The sequence below is a fragment of the Streptomyces sp. NPDC059906 genome, assembly GCF_042730645.1.
Lineage (GTDB): Bacteria > Actinomycetota > Actinomycetes > Streptomycetales > Streptomycetaceae > Streptomyces > Streptomyces rubrogriseus.
In genome coordinates this window covers 25,391-44,605 of sequence record NZ_JBHWKU010000037.1, presented here as the reverse complement: position 1 = coordinate 44,605, position 19,215 = coordinate 25,391, and the positions used below count along the sequence as shown (strand labels likewise).

Genomic DNA, 19,215 nt, shown 5'->3' with positions numbered 1-19,215 from the left:
CACATGATCACACCATCGCGTGAATCAGCCCGGAACGCGGGAACTTCTCAGCGCCTGACCTGGATCAGGGCGTGCGTGCCGCTCGTCCGCCAGCGCCGCTCGCCGCTCGCCTCCAACGCGGCCTCGGTCTTCGCGTCGAGCCCGGTGACCACGTCGGACTTCAGGGTGCGCAGCGCCGCGACCGGGCCGGGGAAGTACGCGGTGACCTGTGCGAAGGAGGTGGTCGGCGGCCACCACCGGTCGCCCACCAGACGCCGGTAGTTCAGGTCGCCCTTGAGGACGGTGACGGTGGCCGCGGCGAAGTCCTCGCGCAGGTCGTCGGGCATGTCCGCGTACGGCAGCGGGGCGCAGGAGAAGGGGTGGGCGCGGACGGTGACGCGGCCGTCGGTCAGCGCGGTCCAGAGCCGCTCGCCGTGTGCCGCGGCCGCGCCGCCCGCCGCGGCCAGCCGCCGCAGGGCGTCGAGCACGTCGGTGGGCGTGGCGTCGGAGACGTAGTACGGGTACGGCTTGACGTGCAGGACGGCCCCATCGACGCGGCCCTCGGCGAGGAGGTGCGAGACGAGGAGCAGGTCGGGGACGAGTTCGCGGCCCGCGTTGTCGGCGACGAGACACAGCGTCGCCGGACCCCGGCCCGTGGGGCCCGTGGGGCCCGTCCCGGGGGCCGGGAGCAGGGACCAGAGGGTGTCGCTGTCGTCGGCGACGAGTGCGTCCACCGCGCCCTCGGGGCCGGCGCCCCGGTCGGAGAGGCGGAAGCCGAGGTCGGCGCGGTTGCCCCACAGCGAGCCGTGCAGCAGCGCCCGGGTCCGCTCCTCGGCGGACAGCTCGTCGAGGCCGTCGAGCGCGGCGAGTTCCTCGTCCGTCTCCGGCGCGTCGAGTTCGGCCAGTTTGGCGGGCCGGAAGGGGTCGACGCCCTGCCAGGCGCCGGGGCCGAAGTAGCCGACGGCGTCGAGGAGCCGGCGGTAGAAGTGGCTCTCGGCCCACAGCCAGGGGACGTCGTACCAGGAGCGGCCGGCGTACGCGTCCATGCCCCACCGCGCCCAGCGGTCCCGGTCGCGGCCGGTGGGGTCGGCGTCGGCGGGCAGCGGCTCGACCACGCCGTCGGCGCAGCTCGCGAGCAACGCGTCGAGCGCGCGGAGCCGTTCGGGGTCGAACGGGAAGGCGTCCCGCACCTGCCGCACGACGGCGGGGTGCCGCTCGGCGAGCACACCGTGCGGAAAGGACCCGGGCTCGTCGCCGAGGATGACGGGGGCGGTCACGGACGGGGTGTCGGGCATGCGCGCCACCGTACCGCCCGAACCGCGCGCATCCTTCGTGCCGGGCGGTAGACCCGAGCGCGTCCCCCATCCCGAGCGGTCGAGCCGCGCGTGCCGCGCCGGACGGTCGAGCCGACCGTGCCCGGGCCGGGCGGCCGGACCGCGCGACCCCGTACCGGAGGGCCGGACCGAACGCCCCCGCGCCGGACGGTCAAGCCGAACGACCCCGTACCGGACGGTCAAGCCGAGCGTCCCCGTACCGGACGGCCGGACCGAACGCCCCCGTACCGGACGGCCGGACCGAACGCCCCCGTACCGGACGGTCGAGCCGAGCGACCCCGCGCCGGACGGCCGGACCGAACGACCCCGCGCCGGACGGCCGGACCGAACGCCCCCGCGCCGGACGGCCGGACCGAACGCCCCCGTACCGGACGGTCAGGCCGGGCGCGACCCCGTACCGGACGGTCAGGCCGGGCGCGACCCCGTACCGGACGGCCGGACCGAACGCCCCCGTACCGGGCGGTCAGGCCGGGCGCGGCCCCGTGCCGGGCGGTCAGGTCGTGCCCGTTTCCTGTTCCAGGCGGGACGCGAGGGTGACGTAGCGGGCGCGTCGGGGCACCGGGACCATGCCCCGGATCAGGATGTACCACATCTCGGCGAGGCGGCGGGGCTCGCGACCGGCCGGTTCGAGGGTGCCGCCCACGACTCGGGTGCCGACGACGGAGCAGACGAGGGTGTGGGCGACGGAGTCGACGTCGATGTCCTGGTGCAGGTCGGACTGCCGCACCGCGTTCAGCAGCCGGGAGGCGGCGATCTCCCGCCACTCGGTGAAGGGGTGCGGCAGAGGCGGCCGTACCGGTACGCCCGCGGTGGCCAGCCGCAGCCCGGCCCGCAGCACCGGACCCTGTACGCAGAGCCGGGCCATGCCGAACGTGAGGCGCATCAGCGCCTCCAGCGAGGAGTAGCCCCGCCCGTCCAGGTCCTTCGCCAGCCGCCGGGAGGTGCGGGACTGTATCTCCATGATGGCGTGCGCGAGGTCTTCCTTCGCCGCGAAGTGGAAGTACAGGGCGCCCTTGGTGACCCCGGCGTGGGCGACGATCTCGCTCAGACTGGTCGACTCGTAGCCGTGGCGGTCGAACAGGTCGGCCGCCGCACCGACGATCGTCGCGCGGGTCTGCTCGGCGCGCAGCTGCCTCGCCATCGGCTGGATTCTCCCGGGCTGGAACTCGACAGACCGTGCCGCCTGCCTTTACCCCCAGCACACGATAACCCACCGGCTAACTGCCCGTCAGATCAGCTCCGTGGCACCCCGGTCGCCCACGGACCCCGCCGGGCATACCGCCCGGCATTCCGCTTCGGCCCGCTTTCGCCACCCCCGTTCATCACGATGCGGCACCGACAACTCACAGCAGTTCGCTGGTCACTTGACTACCAGCGGTCACACACGGTTTGCTCCGGCCAGGCGAGTTTCACCCGGTTGGCGCACTGACCCGCGGCTCCGGGCCGTCCCGCCCCGTTCCTCCTGCTCGGCCGCACAGCGAGGTGCCCCCGCCCCCATGAGTACAGCTCCCCCGCCCACCCACTCCCCCGGACCCGCACGCGCCGCGGCCCTCACCGCGGCCGTCTGCCTGCTGGTGGCCGGCTGCTCCGCCCTCGGCGGGGACGAGGACGGCTCGGCGGCGGACGCCGCGGGCGGGTCCGGCGGCGACCGGATGAAGATCGTCATGGTCACCCACGGCGGTGAGGGCGACGCCTTCTGGGACCGGGTGCGCAAGGGCGCCGAGGCGGCGGCCGCCAAGGACGGCGTCGACCTGACCTACGCCGGGGACGCCGACACCGCCGACCAGGCCGACCTCGTGCGGGACGCGATCCGGGACAAGGCCGACGGCATCGCCGTGACCCTGGCCAAACCGCAGGCGATGAAGGCTCCGGTCGCCGAGGCGAAGGCGGCCGGGATCCCGGTGGTCGGCCTCAACTCCGGCATCGACGCCTGGCGGTCCACCGGGCTCCTGGAGTACTTCGGGCAGGACGAGAGCGTCGCGGGCCGGGCGGTCGGCGACAAGCTGGACGACCTCAGCGCGAAGCACGCCCTGTGCGTCATCCACGAGCGCGGCAACGTCGCCCTGGAGGCCCGCTGCGCCGGTGTGAAGAAGACCTTCGGCGGCGAGACCGAGATGCTCTACGTCGAGGGCACCGACATGAAGGCGGTCGGCGCGGCCGTCGCGGCGCGGCTGCGGCAGGACCCCAGCATCGACGAAGTCGTCATGAACGGCGCGGCGTTCGCCCTCACCGCGGTCGAGGCGGTGGACGAGGCGGGCAGCGACGCCCACGTCGCCACCTTCGACCTCGACAACGACCTGGTGGCCGCCGTCAAAAGCGGGGACGTCCAGTTCGCCGTGGACCAGCAGCCGTATCTGCAGGGCTATCTCGCGGTGGACGCGCTCTGGCTCTACCGCACCAACGGCAACGTCAGCGGCGGCGGCGTGGCCCCCGTGCTGACCGGCCCCGCGTTCGTGACCCGGACCAACGCCGACTCGGTCGCCGAGTTCGCCGCGGGCGGCACCCGGTGACCGGGCCCCGCGGCCGCCGGCACCTCCGCTCCCCCGCCACCCCGCCCCACTGATCGCCTAGGACGACGATGCCTGCACGGAAGTCACGGAAGAAGGGTGCCCGGCGCCGCCTCGGCTCCATACGTCTCTCCCTGATCCTCCTGGCCCTGGTCCCCGGCGTCACCCTCGCGGCCGTGTGGGGCGTCACAACGATCCAGATGTTCTCGGAGGGCCTGCGGCTGCGCGCGCAGACGGAGCTGAGCCGCGACACCGGCGCCATGGGCACCGAGGCCGCCCTGGCCCTGCAGCGGGAGCGCAGTCTGTCGGCCGCCTGGCTGGCCGCACCGGACGGCGACCGGGAGGCACTGGACGCACAGCGCAAGAAGACGGACGAGGCGGTCGCGCAGCTGGTCGGCCAGTCCGATGCGATCGAGAGCGCTCCCGCACGCGTCTCGGACCGGTTGTACTCGGTACTCGGCTCGGTGGGCAGCCTGGAGTACTACCGCAACCAGGTGGACGACCCCAGCGACATCACCGCCGAGCAGGCACTCGACCAGTACACCGCGATCGTCGACGACCAGATCCACGCCTTCCAGGAGCTGTCCCAGGTCGACGACGGCGACCTCACCTCGCAGGCCGGTCCGCTGGTCGCCCTCGAACACGCCGCCGAGCTGGGCTCCCAGGAGGACGCCCAGCTCACCCTGGCCTGGCCGTCCGGCCGGATGGACGAGGAGCAGTGGTCCCGGTTCGCCCAGCTGGTGCACACCCGCCGCTGGCTGGTGCAGGACCAGATCCTCCCCTCGCTGACCGGCAGCGCGAAGACCCAGACCGAGCGCATCCTCGCCAGCTCCGAGTGGAAGTCCATGCAGGACGTCGAGGACCAGGTGCTCGAGGCCCGTTCGGGGAACGGGGACGACCGGATCGACCTGCCGGATGCACGACAGCGCTGGATCACCGCCTTCGACAAGATCCGCACCCAGTACGGGCAGCTCATCCGGCAGCAGACGGACGGGCTGCTCGACCGCAGTGCGGAGGAGGCGCGCGGGCTGCTGATCACGGCCGCCTCCCTCAGCGCGGGCGGCCTGATCGCCCTGCTGCTCTGCATCGTGATGTCCTGGCGCATCACCCGCTCGCTGTCCCGGCGGCTGCGCGGGCTGCGGCTGGCCACCCTGAGCCTGGCCGAGGAGCGGCTGCCCGACGTGGTGGCCCGCCTGGAGCGGGGCGAGACGGTGGACGTGGAGTCCGCGACGCCCCCGCTGGACTACGGACGGGACGAACTCGGCCAGGTCGCGCAGGCGTTCAACACGGCGCAGCGCACCGCCGTGCACACCGCCGTCGAACTCGCCGACACCCGGCGCGGCTTCCAGAAGGTCATCCTGGGCATCGCGCGGCAGAGCCAGAACCTCGTCAACATGCAGCTCGGCAAGCTGGACGCCCTGGAGCGGGAGCACACGGACCCCGAGATCCTCAAGGGCCTGTACGAACTGGACTCCACGGCCAGTCAGCTGCGGCGCTACGAGGAGAACCTCGTCATCATCAGCGGCGAGCAGCCCCGGCGCACCTGGCGCGAGCCCGTGTCGCTGGTCGACATCCTGCGCAGCGCCGTCGGCGAGGTCGCCGAGTACCAGCGGGTGGAGCTGCACACCGACGAGGAGGTGGCCCTCGCCCCGCCCGCGGTGGCCGACGTGATCCACCTGCTGGCCGAGCTGATCGACAACGCGACCGCGTACTCCCCGGCGCCCAACCCGGTCGGCGTGCGGGCGGCGCTGGTGGCCAAGGGCCTGGCCGTCGAGATCGAGGACCGCGGGCTCGGCCTGTCGGAGGAGGACTACGCGTCGTTCAACGCCCAGTTGGCGGTGGCCCCGCAGTTCGACGTGGTGGCGCTCGCCGACGACCTGCGGCTCGGCATGTTCGTCGTGGCCCGCCTCGCGCACCGGCACGGCATCACCGTCACGCTGCGCCCCTCGCCGTACGGCGGGACCACGGCGATCGTGCTGATCCCGCACGACATCGTGGTGCGGGAGCCGGTCGGCGGGCCGGACGGCACCGGTGCCGGGGCGGACGGCGCGCGGGCCCCCTGGGTCGCCGCGGCCACCGCGCGCGACTCGGCCGACCCGGCGGGCCCGGTCACCGGCACCGGCACCGGCACCGGCACCGGCACCGGCCAGGAAGCTCCGGGCGCCTCGGCGGGACGGTCCGCCACTGCCTCGGCGGCGGACGGGGACCCGGTCGGCGGCCCCCGGCCGGTACGCCCCGTACGGTCGTCCCGGCCGGCGCCCGCGAGCCCGTCCGCGGCCGCGGCGGGTTCCCCCGGCGGCCGCTCCGATGACTTCGCCCACGGCGCCCCCGAGGGGCGCGGCGGACTGGCGCCGCTGCCCCGCCGGGTACCGCAGACCAGTCTCGCCGCCGAACTGCGCGACGAGGATCCGGGCGGCCGCCGGGACGGCTCCGACGACGCGGCCGGCGACGCCTACGCCGACTTCACGGCCGAGCGCGCCGCCTCGTCCCTCGCCGGTTTCCAGCGCGGCACGCTGCGGGCCCACACCGATGACGACGCGGACGAAGCAGCCTACGCACACGAAGCACACGAAGCACACGAGGCGGACGAAGGCGCCGGTGGCGGGGACGACCGCGCCACCGAGGGGCACGCGCTCTCCTCCGCCGCCCACTCGACCCCGACCGCCGACCGCCGACCGCCCACGAAGGACACGCGATGACCCGACCCTCCCCCGCCACGCACACCGAGCTGGACCAGTTGCTCACCGGACTCGTGGAGCGGGTCGCCGACGTGAACCAGGCCGTGGTGCTCTCCGAGGACGGCCTGGTCGTCAGCAAGTCCACCGGTTTCCTGCGGGACGACGCCGAGCGGCTGGCGGCGACCGCGTCGGGCCTGATGAGCCTCAGCAAGGGCGTCAGCATGGACTTCCGGGGCGGCCCGGTGCGCCAGGCGCTCATCGAGATGGCCAACAGCTACCTGATACTCACCTCCGCGGGCCCCGGCGCGCACCTGGTCGTGCTCACCGGGCCGAACGCCGACGTCGGCGTGGTGGCGTACCAGATGAACATGCTGGTGAAGAAGATCGGCGAGCACCTGAGCGCGGCACCGCGGGCCACCGCCGGCCCCGGCGAGTGACGTGACCGGAGGCGACGCTGCGGGCCGGCTCGTGCGGCCGTTCACCCTGACCGGCGGCCGGACCAGGCCCAGCCGCGCCGACTTCACCCTCATCACGACGGTGACCGCGATCGATCCGCAGCCCGCCCGGGCGGCGCGGCCGCAGCCCGAGCACCTGCGGATCCTGCGGCTGTGCGCCGAGCCGATGGCCGTGGCGGAGCTCGCGGCCCGTCTCGACCTGCCGGTGAGCGTGGTCGTCATCCTGCTCTCGGACCTGCTGGAGGCCGGCCGCATCACCGCACGGCCGCCGCACCCGGTCTCCCGCGCCACCGACGACCTGGACCTGCTGCAGAAAGTGAGGGACGGCCTTGGCCGGCTCTGAGCGCGTCGCCGAGACGCCCACGGCATCCGCCCGCTCCACCGCGCCCGAGGCGGTGAAGATCCTGATCGCGGGCGGCTTCGGCGTCGGCAAGACCACCATGGTCGGGTCGGTCAGCGAGATCGCCCCGCTGCGCACCGAGGAACCGCTGACCGCGGCGGGCCTGGACGTCGACGACCTCGCCGGCATCGAGGAGAAGCGGGCCACGACGGTGGCGCTGGACTTCGGCCGGATCACCATCGGCCGGGACGTGGTGCTGTACCTCTTCGGTACGCCCGGTCAGCAGCGGTTCTGGTTCATGTGGAACGACCTGGCGATCGGGGCGCTCGGCGCGGTGGTCCTGGTCGACGTCCGCAGGCCCGAGTCGAGCTTCGCCGCGATCGACTTCTTCGAGCGGCGGGGCATTCCGTTCGTCGTCGCCGTCAACGGCTTCCACGGCCGGCACCCGTACCCGGCGGCGGAGATCCGCGAGGCCCTCGCGCTGCCGGAGCACGTGCAGGTGCTGCTGTGCGACGCGCGGGAGCGGACCTCCAGCCGGGACGTCCTGATCGCCCTGATCGACCAGCTGATCGACGCCGCGACCGGGGCCGCGGCTTCGTAGCACGTCGTAGCGCTTCGTCCTGAGCGTCCGTCAGAGGAGACCCGCGGACTTCAGCCACTCCTTGGCCACGTCCAGCGGGTCCTTCTTGTCCAGCTGGACCTGGGCGTCCAGGTCGAGGAGCGTCTCGGTGTCCAGCTTGGCGGAGACCGCGTTGAGCGTGGCCACGCCCTCCTTGTCCAGCCCGTCCTTGGTCACCAGCGGGGTCACGTTCGCGTGGCCGAAGAGGTTCTCCGGGTCCTTCAGGACGACGAACTTCTCCTTGATGATGGTCGGGTCGGTGGTGAAGACGTCCGCCGCCTGCACGTCGTTCTTGGTCAGCGCCGACTGGGTCAGCGGGCCGCCCGCGTCGAGCGCCTTGAAGGACTTGAACTTCAGTCCGTACACCGACTCCAGGCCCTTGAGCCCCTGCTGCCGCGTCTGGAACTCGGGCGAGCCGCCGATCACCAGGTCCGGTGCGACGTCCTTGAGGTCGGCGAGGGTCGACTCGGCGGTGAGACCGTACTTCTTCGCCGTCTCGGCGTTGACGCTCACCGAGTCCTTGTTCTCGGCCGGTGACGACTCCAGCAGCGTCAGCTTCTTGTCGAGCTTGGCCTTCGCCGCCTCGTTCACCGCCTCGACGGACTTCTGCTCGGCCTTCGGGTCGAGGTAGGCGAGCAGCGAGCCGTTGTACTCCGGCAGCACCGTGACGGAGCCGTTCTTCATCATGCCGTAGGTCGTCTCCCGGCTGCCTATGTTGTGCTTGTAGGTGACCTTGAGGCCCTTGGCCTTGAGCGCCTCCCCGTAGATGTCGGCGAGCAGGGTGCTCTCGGCGAAGTTGTTCGAGCCGACGACGACGGTGCCGGCCTCCGCCTTGTCACCCGCGAGCGGGTTGTCGGAGGTGCCGTCGGAGTCGGAGGAACAGCCCGCGAGCAGCGCCGCCGCGGCGGTGAGCGCGACGGCCGCCGCGCCGGTGTGCCTGGTCCTGGGCCTGCTGCTCTTCGCGGTGGAATTCATCCGTCGATCCAAACGATCCGCTTGCCGATGAGTCAAGTACGGCCTGGTTACGGTTTCTCCGTCGGCCCGGGCGCTCAACGCCTGCGCACCCCCGGCGAGACCGCGAACCGTCCCGCCGCCCAGAAGAGCGCGAGGGTGACCAGGGCCAGGACGGCCACCAGGGTGGCACCGCCGACGACCTTCTCGTAGTCGCGCTGATAGAGCCCGTCGATGATGTAGCGGCCGATGCCGCCGAGGCTGACGTAGGCGGCGATGGTCGCCGTCGACACGACCTGGATGGCGGCCGAGCGCAGCCCGCTGAGGATCAGCGGGAGGGCGACCGGGAGTTCGACCCGGAAGAGGATGCCCGACTCGTGCATGCCCATGCCCCGGGCGGCGTCCACCGGCGAGGGGTCGACGGAACGGAGCGCCTCGTAGGTGGTCACGAGGATGGGCGGGACCGCGAGCACGACGAGCGGGACCATCACGGGCAGCAGGCCGATGCCGACGACGACGGCGATCAGCACCAGCAGACCGAAGCTGGGCAGGGCGCGGGCGGCGGTGGCGACGAAGGCGACGGCGTTGCCGCCGCGTCCGGTGTGCCCGGTCAGCAGCCCGACGGGCAGCCCGACGGCGGCGGCGAGTCCGAGCGCCATCAGGGTGTACTGGACGTGTTCCAGCAGGCGCGTGGGGATGCCGTCGTAGCCGTTCCAGTGGGCGCTGTCGCTGAAGAAGGCGTTGACGAAGTCGAGGACGTTCACCGGGTCGCCGCCTCCTGCGGTTCGGGCCGCTCGGCGGCCTCCTTCGGGCGGCGCCCGCCCTTGCCGCGCGGCATCCACGGCGTCAGCAGGTTGCGGGCCAGGACGAGCAGCGCGTCGCACAGGACGGCCAGTACGGCGGTCGTCAGGACCGAGTTGACCGCCAGCTCGGGCCGGCCGTACTTCTGGGCGTCCGCGAGGAGATTGCCGAGGGCGCCCTGGTTGCCGATGAGGGCGCCGACGCTGACCAGGGAGATGCTCGCCGACACGGCGACCCGCAGCCCGGCGAGGATCGCGGGCACGGCGATCGGCAACTGCACCTGGAGGTAGCGCCGTACGGGCCCGAAGCCCATGGCGGTGGACGCGGCCAGCGTCTCCTCGGGCACCGACCGCACGCCGTCGACGATCGCCGGGACGAGCACCACGAGGCTGTACACGGCCAGCGGGATCATCACGGTCAGTTCGCTCTGCCCGGTGTAGTCGATGAGGACCACGAAGACGGCCAGCGACGGGATGGCGTAGAAGACGGTGGTCACGCCGAGCACGGGCGGGTACAGCCAGCGGAAGCGCACACAGAGCTGGGCGAGGGGCAGGGCGGCGAGCAGCCCGGCCAGGACCGGCAGCAGCGCCTCGCGCAGATGCAGGCCGATCAGGCCGAAGTAGGTGTTGTCGAGGTCGCTCGGTATGTCGAAGAAGCCGTTCACGGGGCGACCTTCGTGACGTCGCCGGGCTCCTCGGCCCGGGCGTCGCCGGGGGCTCCCGCGCCGGGGTTCCCCACGCCGTGGGCGGAGCGGATCGCCGCGCCGACGGTCTGCTGGGAGACGACGCCGGTCACCCGTCCGTCGGCGTCCACGGCGACGGCCCAGCCGGTGGGCGAGAGCACGGCGCAGTCGAGGGCGGCCCGCAGCGAGTCGGTGCCGGGCACGAACGGCCGCCCGTGGGACAGCAGTCGCCCGGCCGCGAGGTCTCCGGCCGTCAGGTCGCCCGGCTCGGCCCAGCCCAGCGGCCGGTCGTCCGCGTCGGTCACCAGCACGTGGGGGGCGCCGCCGGCGGCGGCGAGCTGTTCCGCGGTCGCGTCGGCGCGCACGACCGGGCCGGTGGTCAGCTCCAGGCCGGCGGACGGGAAGAAGGAGAGCCGCCGGATGCCGCGGTCGGCGCCGAGGAAGTCCTCCACGAAGTCGTCCGCGGGGTCGGACAGCAGCTCGGCGGGCGGTGCGAACTGGGCGAGCCGGCCACCGGTGCGCATCACGGCGACCATGGTGCCGAGCTTGATGGCCTCGTCGATGTCGTGGGTGACGAAGACGATGGTCTTGCCCAGTTCGTCCTGGATGCGCAGGAGTTCGTCCTGCAGTCCCTTGCGGACCACGGGGTCGACGGCGGAGAACGGCTCGTCCATGAGCAGCACGGGCGGGTCGGCGGCGAGCGCCCGGGCCACGCCGACGCGCTGCTGCTGGCCGCCGGAGAGCTGGTACGGGTACCGCTTGGCCAGCGAGCTGTCGAGCCCCACCCGCTCCATCAGCTCCGCGGCCCGCTCGCGGGACTTCTGCTTGCCCCAGCCGATCATGCGGGGCACGGTGGCGATGTTGTCGAGGATCGTGCGGTGCTGGAAGAGCCCGGCGTTCTGGATGACGTATCCCATGGACCGGCGCAGTGTGGTGACGGGCTGCTGCTGGAGGTCCTCGCCGTCGAGCAGGATCGTTCCCTCGGTGGGCTCGACCATTCTGTTGATCATCCGCAGGGTCGTGGTCTTGCCGCAGCCCGAGGGCCCGACGAGGACCGTGATCGAGCGGTCGGGTATCTCCAGCGACAGCCGGTCGACCGCCACGGTGCCGTCCGGGTACCGCTTGGTGACTGAGTCCATCCGTATCAAAACGCCGAATACCCTTCGGGTCTGGCAGAAGCTGCCCGCTCCGGCCGCGGTCGGTGGGGCCGTCGCCGGTCGAGTGTAGACGGCTGGTCCGCGGGGCCCCCGTTGGCTCCGGGGCGACTCCTTCCCGCTGCTCGGGCGTTCACACGGGGAATCCGGGGATAACGGCGGCCTGCGCGGAAAGGATAGAAGGGGATCCGTCGAGGGTCCGGGTACTCACACGCACGGGGGCGCGGGTGCGCAGCGGCGGGCACGAGTCGCACAACGAGCTGAGCGGCACGGTGCACGGACCCGTCGTCCAGGCGGGTGCCGTATACGGCGGTATCCATTTCGGACCTCGTCCGGCCGCTGTCGAGCCGACGCCCTGGCAGCTGCCGCCGCTGGTGCGGGTGATCGACCGGACACGGGAGCTTGCGACGCTGGAACGGCACCGCGCCCGCGCCGCGCGGGAGGACCGGCCCGTCCTGGCCTCGCTGAGCGGGCTGGGGGGCGTCGGCAAGACCACGGTCGCCCTGAGCTGGCTGTACACCCTGCGTTCCCGGTTTCCCGGCGGCCAACTCCACGCGGACCTCGGAGCCCAGTCCCCCGAGGGGCCGGAGCATCCGGCCGAGGTACTCGCCCGGTTCCTGCGGGCCTTCGGCGTTCCGGCGCAGCAGATCCCGGCGCGGCTTTCCGAACGGACGGCGCTGTACCGGTCGCTGACCGCGGTCCGGCGTCTGGTGGTCCTGCTCGACGACGCGGCGACCGCGGCCCAGGTACGGCCGTTGCTGCCCGCCGGTGGCAGCGTGACCGTGGTGACCAGTCGCCGGCGGCTCCCGGGGCTGACGGTCGACGGCTGCTGCCCCGTCCAGCTGGAGCCGCTGGGCCCCGAGGCCGCGGTGGAACTCCTCGCCGACACCCTGTCGGACGGGCGCGTGAGCGAGCAGCCCGAGGACGCGCGTGCCCTGGTGGAACTGTGCGCCGGGCTGCCACTGGCGGTCCGGGTCGCCGGCGCCCGGCTGGCCTCGCGTCCGGGGCGGCACATCGGCACGATGGTCCGCGCGCTCGGCGAGGAGCGCCGAAGACTGGAGGCACTGGCCATCGACGGCGACCACGACGTACTGGCGACGCTGGACGTGTCCTACCGTGCGCTGCCCGTATCGGCCGCCCGGCTCTACCGGCTGCTGGGGCTGCACCCGGGCCGGGAGTTCGACGGTTCGGTGGCCGCCGCCCTGTGCGCCGCGGACGGGGAGGCGGCCGGGCTCCTCGACGTGCTCCACGACGCGAGCCTGCTCGTCGAGGCCGCCGGAGAACGCCACCGCTTTCACGACCTGGTACGACTGCACGCCCGGGCGAAGGCCGACGAGGAGGAGTCGCCCCCCGAACGGGAGGCCGCGGTGCGGCGCATCGCCGATCACTATCTGGCGAGCGCCACCCGCGCCGAGGAGATCCTCGACCCCCAGCACCGGACCATGGCCCGGGACTACGGCCCCGGACCCGTGGTCGTCGCGGAGGTGGGTCCCGGTCCCGAAGCCGCCCTGGACTGGCTGGAACGGGAACTGCCCAACCTGATGGCGGTGCTCCACCAGGCGGCCGACGCCGGGTTTCGCACCGTGTGCTGGCAGCTCGCCGACGCTCTGTGGCCGCTGTTCCTACGGCGCAAATTCCACGCGGAGTGCGCAGGGGCACACCATGAAGGACTGGCGGCGGCGCGGGATCTGGGGGACACGGCGGCCGAGTGCCGGATGCTCACCTCGGGCGGAGTCGGGGAACTGGGTGCCGGAAACCCCGGTCACGCGCTGGAGATGTTCGAGCGGGCCGCGCGTCTGTTCCTCTCGGCCGACGACGGGCTCGGTCATGCCCGAACCCTCAACTACCGAGGGCTCGCCCTCCAGCGGCTCGGGCGTCGGCGCCGGGCCGCGGAGTTCTTCCGGCGCGCCGCCGCCGAACTGCCGGCGTACGGAGACCGCCGGGCGGGCGGACTGGCGGCCCTCAACCTCGCCGACCTCGCGCTGGACGAGGGGCGGGCCGAGGAAGCCGTCCTCCATGCCGGTGCCGCCCACGGCACGCTGGACGAGGCGGGCGACACGTACAACGCGGCGCGCGCGGCCATCTGCGCGGGCCGCGCGCATCTCGCTCTGGACCGGCTCGACCCGGCGGAGGAGCTCCTGACCACGGCGTGGGCGGCCCTGCGCGAGGTGTCGGCGTACGAGGCCGCCCGTGCCCTCGGATCCCTGGCCGAGGCCGCCGAGCGGCACGGACGGTGGCAGCTCTCCCGGGACCGCTGCCGGCAGGCACTGGACCTCTACGCCTCGGCGGGCCGGTCCCGGTCGGAGGAGGCCGCGGAGGTCCGGCGCCGGCTCAGGGCCCTGGAGAGCGACGAGCCGGGACGGTGAACCCGGCGGGCCCCCGCAGAGCACAGGAACGCGAGGGCCGGTCCCAGTTCCGGCACCGGCAGCCCCGCCACCAGGCACGCATGTGCCAGCGAGGCGACGCGGTCCCACACTGCGTGCGGCCGTCCCGGCGCTCGGGCCTCGAAAAGGATCACCGGACCGCACCGACCCGGCCGCAGCCAGCACCGGGTCCCGCGGTACACCGCCACGACCAGGGCCCCCGGACAGGCTCCGGCGAGGCGGGCGGCCCGTCCGGCTCCGGCGCCGGGCGCGATCAGCACGTCGGCGAGTACCGTCCACCGGCTCGGCGCGGAACACCTCACCCTGACGTGCTCGTCCACGGACGGCGCCCCGGACACCGGGTCCAGCAGCACGGTGCGTACCCGGTGGACCGCACCGGGGCCGCCCTCCACCGTCAGCAGCCGCTCCCGCTGCGACACCACGGCCGGCGGCATCATCGCGACACCCCTGCGCCGGGGTCGTCGTACCGCACCGTCAGGGGCAGGCTCGCGGGTCCCACGGCCGACCCGCGTGCGGCGGGTGCGCGCAGGCGCAGCTTCCGGTAGAGCAGCGCACGCATCCGGCGCGCGAACCGGCCCGGTTCCGAGGTGATCCGGGCCGCGACCCGCTCGTACCGGTGCGCCCGGCGGAGCACTGAACTCCGTTTGAGTTGCTGCCGCACCGGCCGGTCGTCCCGCAGCCGTGGTGCGAAGGACATGAGTTCGGCCATCGGCGACCTCGGGTCCACAGCGGCGTCGGAGCGGCCGGCCATCAGCACCGACGCTCCGGTCATCGCGCCGTAGAGCGAGACCGAACCGTGGTCGCCCACGATGTGGTCGGCGGCCACCACCGCCCCGGTCCAGTCCGCGTGCGGGCTGAGCAGGAGGAGGCCCGCGCGCGCCAGTTCGGCCAGCCAGGCACGGACCTGCCAGTCGCCGTGGGCGTTCCAGACGTGCGGATGCAGCAGAGCGGCGATCTGGTATTCGTCCTTCGGCAGTTCGGTGACCAGGCGTTCCAGCGTGCCCCACCCGTGTCCCAGCAACGAGTCGGGCCCCCATGTGGAACAGGCGAGGACCATGCGGCGGCGGCCGTTGACGCCCAGTGCCTCCCGGTACAGGGCCCGCAGGGAGAGGCTCGCCGCGATGCGGTCGAAGCACGGATCGCCCACCACCTGCGCCGCGGGCACGGCCTCGGGGCAGTCCTGTCCGAGCCGGGTCAGTTCTTCGTGGTGGGCCAGCACGATCGCCTCGGGCACCACGACACCGTCCCGCACCAGGCGCTGTCTGCTGAGTCCGTAGGCACCCTTGCGCGCCGCCGCCGGGTGGCCGTCCGGCACCGCCGAGACGACCTTGTTGTGCCCGGCACCGTGCGGCAGTACGACCACGGGCGCCTGCACATCGTGCAGGTTGCCGTGGCCGGCGGCCAGTGCCAGGTCGAAATGTGTCTGCACCGCCTGGCTCCAGGGCAGCACCAGGCCGCCCAGCCGTGCGAGAAAGGCGTCTACCCCGTTGCTGAACACGTCGGGCGCCTGGGTGAAGAAGGTCTGCACTCTGGTGTCGCCTTCGAGCAGGCGTATCGCATCGAGCAGTCGCTGGCCCGTGACGACGGTGTGCACCACGACCAGGATTCTGCGGCGGCTGCGGTGCGTGGCCCAGCGTTGGACGTCCAGACGCACCGGCACGTGCCGCGCGTGCGGCTCCGGCACTGTCAAGCTCATCGTTGAGATCCCCCGGTCCTTCCGTATGGTCTTCGTGGCTGGTCTTCGAGGCTGGTCCTCACGGCCGCGTCGGAGCGCCGCCGCTGGCAGGGGGATGCCCGGTCGGCTGGACGTCGGGCTTGCAGGAATCCTGCACTCCTGTGGGAAGCCGGCCGGCCCGGGAGTCCGTGCGCCCCGTAGCTGCTCCCGTGCGCCCGCGACTCCACCCCTGACGCCCCAGTACGACCGTAGAACAGTGGTTCGCATCACACCTTTGCCATGACCGTGGGAAGAAGCGCACCCATCGGGGGAGACGGTGGACCTTCTCGTTCTGGGACCTCTTGAGCTCTGGCACGACCAGCGGCAGCACGAACTCGGATCGCTGAAGGAACGTTGCGTGCTGGCCGTGCTGCTGCACGCACGGGGTGAACCCGTCGCGGTGGACACGCTGGTGGACCGGGTCTGGGACGGTGAGCCGCCCCCGACCGCACTGGACACGCTGCACAGCTATCTGTCCAGGCTGCGTGGCCGGCTGCGCCGCGCGGTCGGCGACGACCTGGTGCGGGTGGTCCGGCCGTCCTCCCGCCAGTACCAGCTGCGTGCCGACCCCGACGACATCGACCTGCTGCGGTTCGGCCGGCTGCGCTCACAGGCGGTGGCCGCGGCGGCACGGGACGAGCGCGAACTGGCCGTCGGGCTCCTGCGCACCGCCGAGTCCCTGTGGCGGGGCGAGCCGCTCGCGGAGTTCGCCGACAACTCGTGGGCGCTGTCGGCGCGCGTTCGGCTGGCCGAGGATCACCGACGGGTGCGGGAGGAACGAATCGGTCTGGAAATGGAGTTGGGCCGGCACGCGGACCTGGTGGGCGAGCTCCAGGAGCTCGCCTCGCAGAACCCGTTCGCGCAGCGGGTCATCGGCTCGCTGATGCTGGTGCTGTACCGCTCGGGCCGCCACGACGAGGCGCTCGCCGTCTTCCGGGAGACCCGCACGCGGCTGCACCGCAGTCAGGGCATCGAGCCGACCGCGGAACTCCAGCAGCTCCATCTGCGCATGCTCGAACAGGATCACGAGCTTCTGCGGAACGAGACCGCGCTCACCGCTCGCCCCGCGCCGCTCTCCCCGTCGACCGCTCCGGCCCCTCGGGCCGCTCCTGCGGCTCCCCTCTCTTCCGACCCGCCGGTGGAGCCCCGCAATTGCCTCCCGCGCGACATCCCGGAATTCATCGGGCGGGCGGGCGAACTGCGCATTCTCCTGGCCGAGGCTTCGGTCGGCAACGACGCGAGCACCGCGCTGCCGGTCACCGTGATCCACGGGATGCCCGGCATCGGCAAGACGGCCCTCGCGGTGCACGCTGCGCACCAGTTGACCCCGGCCTATCCGGACGCCCAGCTCTACGTCGATCTGCGGGGCTACAGCGGTCGGCAGCCGCTGGAACCGGCCGAGGCCCTGGCCGGTCTGCTGCACACCACCGGATGGCACGGTGAGCTGCCGTCCACGGTGGACGAACGCGCCACCAGATGGCGGGAGTGGACCGCCCGGCGCCGTGTCCTGCTCGTCCTGGACAACGTACGGGATGCCGCCCAGGTCGCTCCGCTGCTGCCCGGCGCCCGCGCCTGCCGTGTGCTGGTGACGACGCGGAACCGGCTCGCCGGGCTGGACGGAGCCTCGTCGGTGTTCCTGGACACCCTGTCGGGCCAGGAGGCGGCGTCGCTCTTCACCCGGGTCGTCGGGACCTCGAGGGTGGCCGCCCAGCCGGAGAGCCTGCGGCGGGTCGCGGACGCCTGTGCCTGCCACCCCCTCGCCCTACAGCTCCTGGCGAGCCGGTTCCGGCACCGGGAAGCGTGGGATCTGCAGCACCTGCTCGACCGGCTGACGCGCTCGATCAGGCCGCTCCAGGAGTTCGACGCGCTGATCGACTCCGTGTTCCGGTTCTCGTACACGGAGCTCGGCGCCCGCGCACAGGTGTTGTTGCGCCTGCTGGCCCTGCACCCCGGGCCGGATCTCACCCTGTCCGCAGCCGCCGCGCTGACCGGTCAGGAATTCCGCGACGATCCCGGGCGGATGGAACGGTGCGTCGAGGAGCTTCTCGATTCCAGCCTCCTGGAGGAACCGGTGCGCGGACGCTACCGCCTGCACGACCTCACTCGCTCGTACGCCGTCCAGGTCGGCCTGGACACGGACACCGAGCGGGAGCGGCGCGCCGCAACCGGCCGTCTCGCCGCCCATTACCTCCGCACGGCGCACCGGGCCGACCGGCTGACCCGTCCGCACCGCCGTGCGCTTGCCCTGCCTCTGCCGCACGAGGCCGCGTCGTTGCCCGAACCGGCGCTCGCCGACGCCGACGAGTCCGCGGTGTGGCTGACCGTGGAGCGCGCCAACCTCACCGCGGTCGCGGGTATGGCCGCCGCGGAGCACCCGGAGTACGCGGCGCTCTACCCGTGCGTGCTGGCGAGGAGCCTCAAACTGTGGGGGGCGTGGAGTGTCGCCTCCGAACTCTTCGACGCGGCACTGCCCGTCCTGCGTGCGTCCGCCGACCCCGCCCTGCTCGCCCGGACTCTGACGGACCGGGCGGATCTCCTGGCGCAACGCAATCACAGCGAGGCCCTGGAGTGCGCGACCGAGGCACTCTCGATCCACGAGGAACTGCATGACGGACACGGCCGCGCCGACGCCTTGTTCCAGTCCGGTCGGGCCCGCCTCGCGGCAGGTCACGGCGACACCGCGCTGCCCGTCCTGGAACAGGCGCTCGCGCTGTACCGCACCGTCGGCGATCCCTCCGGGGAGGCCGACTGCCTCAACGTGCAGGGGGCGGCCCTGTCCTACCTGGGGAGGTACGACGAGGCCCTCGGCAGGGTGCAGCGCATGGAGGCGATCTACGAGCGGCTGCCCGATCCCCACGGGCTCGCCCAGGCCCTCAACAATCGGGGCGAGTTGCACTTCCTCCAGGGACGCTACGCGGACGCCCGTGACTGCTACGAACGGTCACTGGTGCTGATGCGGCAGTACGGCGGCCGGGTGGACCTGGCGATTCTCTCGACCAATCTCGCCGCCGTGCTCCAGGCGGTGGGCCGTACGGAGGAGGCGCTCACCCACTTCGAGCGGGCACTCGCCGCCCACCGCGCCAGCGGCGACAGCCTGGGGGAGGCCGACGTGCTGATCCGCACCGGGACGGCCCACGCCCGGGCGGGGCGCCGCGCCGAGGCGCTGCTGCACTTCACGATGGCGGAACGAATCGCCGTCGGCATCGACAACCCGTACGAGAGACTGCGCGCGTTGATCGGCGCGGCGGACGTGCAGCGCGAATCGGGGCTGTTCGACCTCGCGGCAAGGGGCTACGAGCGGGCTCTGGAGGTGGCCGACCGGATTCATTTCGCCCTGGGCTCCGCTCAGGCGCTGGCGGGCCTGGCCCGGACGGCGGTGCTGTCCGGGCCCGCCGGTCTCGCCGAGGGATACGGCGAACGGGCCGCCGACCGCTACCGCTCCCTGGGCGCGGAGACGGAGGCCGCCGACCTCCTCCGGTTCCTGGCGAGTCACCGGGCACCGGCGGCCAACTGAGTCCGGTACCCGGTCGGGGAGCCGCCCCCACGGCCCCCGGCCCGTCAGCCGGCCAGACCGTTCTCGACGACCCACATCCACCTGGACACCATGAACACCATGG

The 19,215-nt window shown here is 72.9% G+C and carries 15 protein-coding genes; 7 read left to right on the top strand and 8 right to left on the bottom strand.

From position 1 onward, the window contains the following. Positions 1-47: 47 nt before the first annotated feature. Positions 48-1,274, bottom strand: a complete 1,227-nt coding sequence (locus ACFV9J_RS35210; protein ID WP_385361437.1) for a damage-control phosphatase ARMT1 family protein — start codon at positions 1,272-1,274, stop codon at positions 48-50. A gap of 532 nt (positions 1,275-1,806) precedes the next feature. Further along, the gene (gene cprB / locus ACFV9J_RS35205; protein WP_385361435.1) at positions 1,807-2,454 is read right to left on the bottom strand and encodes a transcriptional regulator CprB; all 648 of its coding nucleotides are present in this window, start codon (positions 2,452-2,454) and stop codon (positions 1,807-1,809) included. A 355-nt stretch (positions 2,455-2,809) separates the two neighbouring features. On the opposite strand from cprB, the gene ACFV9J_RS35200 reads away from it, so the two are divergent. From ACFV9J_RS35200 to ACFV9J_RS35180, 5 genes are all read left to right on the top strand, one after another. Continuing rightward, positions 2,810-3,823, top strand: a complete 1,014-nt coding sequence (locus ACFV9J_RS35200; protein ID WP_385361433.1) for a substrate-binding domain-containing protein — start codon at positions 2,810-2,812, stop codon at positions 3,821-3,823. A gap of 68 nt (positions 3,824-3,891) precedes the next feature. Continuing rightward, positions 3,892-6,519 carry a nitrate- and nitrite sensing domain-containing protein gene (locus tag ACFV9J_RS35195; RefSeq protein WP_385361431.1) on the top strand — a complete coding sequence of 876 codons (2,628 nt, stop codon included), beginning with the start codon at positions 3,892-3,894 and terminating at the stop codon, positions 6,517-6,519. Then, a complete protein-coding gene (locus ACFV9J_RS35190) occupies positions 6,516-6,935 on the top strand; it encodes a roadblock/LC7 domain-containing protein (RefSeq protein WP_003972853.1) in 420 nt (139 codons plus the stop codon). The genes ACFV9J_RS35195 and ACFV9J_RS35190 overlap by 4 nt, the downstream gene beginning before the upstream one ends. A 1-nt stretch (position 6,936) precedes the next feature. Next, the gene (locus ACFV9J_RS35185) at positions 6,937-7,296 is read left to right on the top strand and encodes a DUF742 domain-containing protein (protein ID WP_109029712.1); all 360 of its coding nucleotides are present in this window, start codon (positions 6,937-6,939) and stop codon (positions 7,294-7,296) included. Then, entirely contained in the window at positions 7,283-7,894 is a 612-nt protein-coding gene (locus ACFV9J_RS35180) for an ATP/GTP-binding protein (RefSeq protein WP_356857036.1), read from the top strand. The genes ACFV9J_RS35185 and ACFV9J_RS35180 overlap by 14 nt, the downstream gene beginning before the upstream one ends. A gap of 30 nt (positions 7,895-7,924) precedes the next feature. Here the strand turns inward: ACFV9J_RS35180 and ACFV9J_RS35175 are convergent, their stop codons facing one another. From ACFV9J_RS35175 to ACFV9J_RS35160, 4 genes are all read right to left on the bottom strand, one after another. Continuing rightward, on the bottom strand, positions 7,925-8,887 hold the full coding sequence (locus tag ACFV9J_RS35175; protein WP_385361428.1) for an ABC transporter substrate-binding protein: 963 nt from the start codon (positions 8,885-8,887) through the stop codon (positions 7,925-7,927). A 74-nt stretch (positions 8,888-8,961) separates the two neighbouring features. Further along, positions 8,962-9,627, bottom strand: a complete 666-nt coding sequence (locus ACFV9J_RS35170; protein WP_385361426.1) for an ABC transporter permease — start codon at positions 9,625-9,627, stop codon at positions 8,962-8,964. Next, positions 9,624-10,328 carry an ABC transporter permease gene (locus tag ACFV9J_RS35165; RefSeq protein ID WP_385361424.1) on the bottom strand — a complete coding sequence of 235 codons (705 nt, stop codon included), beginning with the start codon at positions 10,326-10,328 and terminating at the stop codon, positions 9,624-9,626. Before ACFV9J_RS35165 ends, ACFV9J_RS35170 begins: the two co-directional genes overlap by 4 nt. Continuing rightward, on the bottom strand, positions 10,325-11,494 hold the full coding sequence (locus ACFV9J_RS35160; RefSeq protein ID WP_385361421.1) for an ABC transporter ATP-binding protein: 1,170 nt from the start codon (positions 11,492-11,494) through the stop codon (positions 10,325-10,327). Before ACFV9J_RS35160 ends, ACFV9J_RS35165 begins: the two co-directional genes overlap by 4 nt. 233 nt (positions 11,495-11,727) lie before the next feature. On the opposite strand from ACFV9J_RS35160, the gene ACFV9J_RS35155 reads away from it, so the two are divergent. Further along, positions 11,728-13,866, top strand: a complete 2,139-nt coding sequence (locus ACFV9J_RS35155) for an ATP-binding protein (RefSeq protein WP_385361418.1) — start codon at positions 11,728-11,730, stop codon at positions 13,864-13,866. Here ACFV9J_RS35155 and ACFV9J_RS35150 read toward each other — a convergent pair. Further along, on the bottom strand, positions 13,776-14,321 hold the full coding sequence (locus ACFV9J_RS35150) for a transcriptional regulator (RefSeq protein ID WP_385361416.1): 546 nt from the start codon (positions 14,319-14,321) through the stop codon (positions 13,776-13,778). The genes ACFV9J_RS35155 and ACFV9J_RS35150 overlap by 91 nt on opposite strands. Next, the gene (locus tag ACFV9J_RS35145) at positions 14,318-15,580 is read right to left on the bottom strand and encodes a hypothetical protein (RefSeq protein WP_385361414.1); all 1,263 of its coding nucleotides are present in this window, start codon (positions 15,578-15,580) and stop codon (positions 14,318-14,320) included. Before ACFV9J_RS35145 ends, ACFV9J_RS35150 begins: the two co-directional genes overlap by 4 nt. A gap of 376 nt (positions 15,581-15,956) precedes the next feature. Here ACFV9J_RS35145 and ACFV9J_RS35140 point away from each other — a divergent pair, with 376 nt between their 5' ends. After that, on the top strand, positions 15,957-19,112 hold the full coding sequence (locus tag ACFV9J_RS35140) for a tetratricopeptide repeat protein (RefSeq protein ID WP_385361411.1): 3,156 nt from the start codon (positions 15,957-15,959) through the stop codon (positions 19,110-19,112). Positions 19,113-19,215 lie beyond the last annotated feature (103 nt).